Raw genomic sequence first — 4,474 nt, forward strand, 5'->3', positions numbered from 1 at the left:
GGCTTGCCCAGCACCTTGCCCTCGGTCTTGAAGCTGTGGCCCGCCGCCACGGAAATGCGCGTCGTCACCAGGTATTCGGCGCTGGGGAAAAACACCGCCATGAAGCGGCGTACCACCAGGTCGTACAGTTTCTGCTCGGCGTCGCTCAGGCCACTGGGCGCCTGCAGTGTTGGGATGATGGCGAAGTGGTCGCTCACCTTGGCGTTGTCAAAAATGCGCTTGGTCGGCTTGATGTAGCCGCCCTTGAGCGCCGTGGCCGCGTGCGGCGCCAAATGCTTCATGGGGCTGGCGGCCAGCATTTCGAAGGTCTGTTTGACCACCGGCACATAGTCTTCGGGGAGCGCGCGCGAATCGGTCCGCGGGTAGGTCAGCGCCTTATGGCGTTCATACAGGCTTTGCGCGATCGACAGCGTGGTCTTGGCAGAAAAGCCGAACTTGCCGTTGGCCTCGCGCTGCAGCGAGGTCAAATCGAACAGCATGCCCGCTGCCTGCGTGGTCGGCCGGGACTCTTCGGTCACCGTTGCGGTCTGACCGCGCACCGCGTCGGCAATCGCCCGCGCTTCGGGCTCGGTCCAGAGCCGGTCGGCCTTCAGCTCGGCGTCGGGCTCGGCATTGTCGGCATTGGCAGCCGCTTTTTTCCAGCCGGGGTCAAACCACTTGGCCGGATACTCGCCGGCTTCCGCCTTAAAAGACGCATGGATTTCCCAGTAGTTGCGGCTGACGAACTTGCGGATTTTTTCCTCGCGCTCGACCACCACCGACAGCGTCGGCGTCTGCACCCGGCCCACCGTCGTCAGAAAGAAACCGCCGTCGCGCGAATTGAACGCCGTCATGGCCCGCGTGCCGTTGATGCCGACCAGCCAGTCGGCCTCGGAGCGGCAGCGCGCCGCGTCGGCCAGCGGCAGCATCTGCGCATCGCTGCGCAGCGCGGCAAAGCCGTCGCGGATGGCGGCTGGCGTCATCGACTGCAGCCAGAGCCGCTTGATCGGGTGTTTGCTTTTGGCGTACTGCTGGATCAGGCGGAAAATCAGCTCGCCCTCGCGCCCGGCGTCGCAGGCGTTGACGAGGGAGCCGACGTCCTTGCGCTTGGTCAGCTTGACGATGGCGTTCAGCCGCGTCTTGGTCTTGTCCATCGGCTTGAGGTCGAAGTAGGGCGGAATCACCGGCAGGTTGGCAAAGCTCCATTTGCCGCGCTTGACGTCAAATTCCTCTGGCGCCTGGATCTCGACCAGATGGCCGACCGCCGAGGTGACGATCCAGTCTTCGCTTTCAAAGTACTCGTCGTGCTTTTCAAACTTGCCCGCCGTGGGCGTGATGGCGCGCACAATGTCCTGTGCGACCGACGGTTTTTCTGCAATTACCAAAGTTTTCATAAGTTCTTCTTCAAACCATGGGCCTCTTCAGGGAACATTTCCCCGCTTTCGGCCACGACAACTTTCCATCGTGCGCGCGCCGGATCGCCTTTCAGGCGGCGGCTCGAACGCCTGACTACAATAAGCCTTCGCGCGCAGGTGCGCGCGCCAGTGCGCACGCACACACATGAATTAACCATACCAAAAAAAACGTCGTGTCAAAAATTCAGCCCCCTGCAACCCCTTTGCCACCGGCTGCGCAGGCGCCCCGCAGCGACACCCGGCGCATCCAGACGCGGCGTTCCGGCGTGCACGGCAAGGGCGTGTTTGCGTTGCAGGACCTGGCTGAAGGCGAAACGCTGATTGAATACGTGGGCGAGGTCATCCGCTGGAAAGAGGCACTGCGCCGTCATCCGCACGACCCTAGCGACCCCAACCACACGTTTTATTTTCACATCGATGAAGACCATGTGATTGACGCCAAGGTGGACGGCAACTCCTCGCGCTGGATCAACCACAGCTGCAAGCCCAACTGCGAGGCCGATGAAGACGACGGCCGGGTCTTTATCAAGGCGCTGCGCAACATCAAGGCCGGCGACGAGCTGTTTTACGACTACGGCCTGATCATCGACGCCAGGTATACGCCAAAGCTGTTGGCCGAATACCCCTGCTGGTGTGGCGCCAAAAGCTGTCGTGGCACGCTGCTGGCGCCCAAGGACAAGGCCAGCAAACCCGGCAAGGCCAAAAAACACAGCGCCAAAAAGACCGCGAAGGCGCAAAGCCAACCCGGCGGCGAAGTCTTGAAGGAATCAGCAAAGAAGTCGAAAAAGAAACCGGGCAAAAAGGACTGAGCGCGTATTTTTCCATTCACCGCCCTTTTCAGCCCGAAGACCACCTGTTACTCGTTCCTGTGACCGCTGCCGTGACGCCCCCCATCCGATGGCCTGCCGAAGCGCTGTGGCAGGCCATCGCGCCCCGTTTGCCCGGTTTCACGGTCGAGGTGCTGGCAGAAATTGATTCGAGCAACAGCGAGTTGATGCGGCGTTTCAAAGGCCGGCCCGGCGCGCCGCCCCAAACCGAGCCGCTGCTGCTGGTGGCCGAGCAGCAAAGTGCCGGGCGCGGACGGCTGGGCCGCAGCTGGCAAAGCCGGCGTGGCGACAGCCTGACGTTTTCACTGGGCCTGCTGTTGCAGCCCGCCGACTGGTCGGGCCTGTCGCTGGCCGTCGGTATCAGCGTGGCCGAGAGCCTGGCGCCCGGCACGGGCCACGGCATGCCGCGCATCGGTCTGAAGTGGCCCAATGACTTGTGGCTGTCGACCCCGCAAGGCGAGCGCAAGCTGGCCGGCATTCTGGTCGAAACCGCCAGCTGGGAAGGCCTTCGTTATGTGGTGATCGGCGTCGGCGTCAATATCGGGCAGCCAATGCCTGGCGCACCGTCCGGCACGACGCCGGGCGCCGCTGCTGTCCCGCCGGGCTGGCTGCAGGACCTGGCCCCCGGGATCGACGCGGCCGAAGCCCTGTTGCGCATCGTGCCGCCACTGGTGCAGGCGGTGCAGTCTTTCGAGCAGTTCGGCTTTGCGCCGTTTCAGGCGCGTTTTGCCGCGCGCGACGTGCTGGCCGGCCGAGCCGTGCAGCTGTCGGACGGCAGCCAGGGCACCGCCTGCGGCGTTGGCGAAAACGGCGCCCTGCTGGTGCATACTGCGGCTGGCATGATAGAAATCACCAGTTCTGAAATCAGTGTGCGGCCGATTGCGGCCGCCGCGACCGTGAAAGGCGCGCGCCCGTGCTGAGGCTGCTGGTGCTCGCGCTGCTGCTGGCCAATGCGGCTTTTTTTGCCTGGACGCAAGGGCTGCTGGCCGACTATGGTTTTGCACCGCTGGCCCAGTCCGAGCCGCAGCGACTGGCGCAGCAGATCCGCCCCGAAGCCATGCAGTTGATCAATACGGGCGAGGCGCCCCACCCGGCAAGTGAGCCCCTGGCCGTCACGGGCATGACGGCTGGCGCGGCCCAATGCCTGCAGGCCGGTCTTTTCAGCGACGAACAGGCCAATGCCCTGCGCCCGCGCCTGCAAGCCGTTCTGCCCGCCGGCAGCTGGTCGCTGGAGAACAGCGTGGAGCCGGGCCGGTGGATTATCTACATGGGCAAGTACGCCAGCGACGACGCGCTGGCGAAAAAGCGCGACGAATTGCGCCTACGCGGCATCTCCTTCGAGTCGCTGCTCAACCCGGCGCTCAATCCCGGCCTGTCTCTGGGCCACTTCAGCTCGCAAGCTGACGCCAGCAGCGAGTTGAACAAAATAGCCCAGCGCGGCGTGCGCACCGCCAGGGTATTGCAGGAGCGGCCTGAAGTGCGTGGCCAATGGCTCAGGCTGGCGGCGGTAAATCCGGCGCTGGCGGCGCAACTCGACACGCTCAAGGCGCAGTTTTCCGGCAAGCCGCTGCAGGCCTGCCGCTAACTAACGCAGCCTCCGGCGACCCGCAATCTGCTATGCTTTTTATAGCTGTTAATGCCGATATTCACTGGACCTGAGGCAAATTTCGGTACTTATCCAGGTTTTTGTGGCTTTTCCGGTTTTTCCGGGCTTTAAAAGCACTTGCCGACCAACGCCTCTGCCCTTACAAGGCCTTCCAGAAGCGCAGCGGGACACAGGTCTGCAGCCGCGTGACAGCCTGGTCCATCAGGGCCGGATGCAACTCATGCCCGAGCGCACCGGCCACGTCCAGCGTGACATCCGCATTCAGCGCCATCAGCTCATCGTACATTTCCTGCACCTGCCGGAGCGGCACGACCGGGTCGCGCTGACCGTGCAGCAGGTGCAAGGTGGTCAGCAGCGGCGCACCCGAGGGCCAGGCTGCATGGGTGCCGCCGAAAGCCAGTACCCGGCCCGCCAGACCATCGTGCGCGGCACCCAGGGCGAGGGCCAGGCTGGCACCCGCGCCAAAACCGAACAGTGCCGTATCAGACTGCAGGATACCAAAGCGCTGCTGCTGCGCGCGCAGAAAAGCGGCCAGCGCTTGGACGCGGCCGGGCAGTTCAGCGGACTGACTTCGGGTTGGGCCTGCCGCGTCCTTTTTCAGACCTGCCAGCGCTTCGAAGCCAGCCGCCGCGCCGGTCAGCCCCTCC

General features: G+C 64.0%; 5 protein-coding genes. 3 read left to right on the plus strand and 2 right to left on the minus strand.

Features of this window, described 5'->3' with window-relative positions:
- A partial coding sequence (locus HHJ19_RS12995; protein ID WP_296908085.1) for a DNA topoisomerase occupies nt 1-1,373 on the minus strand: 1,373 nt, incomplete at its 3' end.
- A 203-nt stretch (nt 1,374-1,576) separates the two neighbouring features.
- Between HHJ19_RS12995 and HHJ19_RS13000 the strand changes: the two genes are divergently transcribed.
- The 3 genes from HHJ19_RS13000 (at nt 1,577) to HHJ19_RS13010 (ending at nt 3,806) form a co-directional block, all read left to right on the plus strand.
- Nucleotides 1,577-2,203, plus strand: a complete 627-nt coding sequence (locus HHJ19_RS13000) for an SET domain-containing protein-lysine N-methyltransferase (protein ID WP_296908090.1) — start codon at nt 1,577-1,579, stop codon at nt 2,201-2,203.
- A 71-nt stretch (nt 2,204-2,274) separates the two neighbouring features.
- Nucleotides 2,275-3,141, plus strand: coding sequence for a biotin--[acetyl-CoA-carboxylase] ligase (locus HHJ19_RS13005; RefSeq protein WP_296908087.1), 867 nt, complete (start codon nt 2,275-2,277; stop codon nt 3,139-3,141).
- Entirely contained in the window at nt 3,135-3,806 is a 672-nt protein-coding gene (locus HHJ19_RS13010; RefSeq protein WP_296908088.1) for an SPOR domain-containing protein, read from the plus strand. The genes HHJ19_RS13005 and HHJ19_RS13010 overlap by 7 nt, the downstream gene beginning before the upstream one ends.
- Before the next feature lie 160 nt (nt 3,807-3,966).
- Here HHJ19_RS13010 and HHJ19_RS13015 read toward each other — a convergent pair.
- Nucleotides 3,967-4,474, minus strand: a 508-nt coding sequence (locus HHJ19_RS13015; RefSeq protein WP_296908089.1) for a dienelactone hydrolase family protein, incomplete at its 5' end; no start/stop codon positions are given.

The organism is Polaromonas sp., from assembly GCF_012927415.1.
GTDB lineage: Bacteria > Pseudomonadota > Gammaproteobacteria > Burkholderiales > Burkholderiaceae_C > Polaromonas.